General features: G+C 36.9%; 1 pseudogene. It reads left to right on the forward strand.

The features are described 5' to 3' along the window. A pseudogene (locus BN200_RS09440) lies at positions 1 to 1,305 on the forward strand (hypothetical protein); the annotation flags it as partial.

Raw genomic sequence — 1,305 nt, forward strand, 5'->3', positions numbered from 1 at the left:
AAATCCCTACAGTTCGTACAACTGAGGGAGAAGAAAAAAACCTTAATAATGTTTTTGTGCGCGGTGAATATGATGCAGTAATCGCGAACAAAGCTCGTTTGACTATTACAAACTCAATACTGCACACAGGCATCACTTTGCTTGCTGCAACAGGGGGTGGAAATCTTAATGCAAAAGGGATTGTAGGAGAGGCAAAAGAGCGTGGTTTATCACTTACAAGCGGTACAATCCGTGTTGAAGATTCAGTCATAAATGTTACAGAACATGGTAGAGCTTATGGTATTATTTTTGACTACATTCTAAGCTCCAGACTAAAAGAGGGTGAAGAAGTTATAAATAAGGCAATTCTTAACAACACAAAACTTTTTGTGAGAGATGGTGTTGGTATTGTGGGACCGTATCATTCAAAAGCTGTTAGTAATGAGGTGCATCTTAAAAACTCAGAAATTCGTTCTGATATGTTATTAAAAAATAAAACCGTGCCAGGTAATACTGAGCCTGCTACTTTTACATTGAACGCTGATAATTCAATTATGGAAGGAAGAGCAAAAACATTCCCTCAAAATACAACAGTTTTTAATCTGAGTAATAACAGCAAATGGTACCTGAAGATTAGTTTATTTGAAATAGCAGATGAGTTTAGCCTATTTGATTACACGCTGCTTGATATTAAGCAACGCGCACAATCTGTTGTGTCATTACTAAACCTTAATAATAGTTCTATTGTGTTCAATACGCCCCATAAATTGGTAAATGACCATTATCAAACCTTGCATGTAGGAAAGGCACAAACAGCTGAAAATTCTAAACTACAGGAAAATACAGCTTCTAATCTAGCAACCGTCTATAATGCGAAGGGTGATGCAAAGATTTATTTCAATACCGAATGGAGTAACGGTCTACCAAAAGAACAACAAAAAACTGATCGTCTTCTTGTTCATGGCAATGTATCAGGTATCACAACACTGCATTTCAAAAGTCTTTCAAAGGATAAAAGATCAAAAGAAGGCAGTGCTATTTCTTTAAATACCCGTGGTGTTTCACTCGTTCAAGTCTCTGGAAAAGCAGAGGAAAATTCCTTCAAACTAGCAAATGGCTACACCACAATGGGTGGTTTACCCTATAAATATATACTCAATGCCTATGGACCAAAATCTAGCCATGGCAAAGCGAATGTTTCTCAAAGTCTCGTGGGAGAAAATGAAAGTTTTTGGGATTTCCGTTTACAGAATGCCACTCTTGATAAAGAAGCAAAAATCAAAGCCCTTGTTCCACAAGTAGCAAGTTATTTGGTTATGCCTAATG

This window comes from Bartonella senegalensis OS02 (assembly GCF_000312545.1).
In the GTDB taxonomy this organism is placed as follows: Bacteria; Pseudomonadota; Alphaproteobacteria; order Rhizobiales; family Rhizobiaceae; genus Bartonella; species Bartonella senegalensis.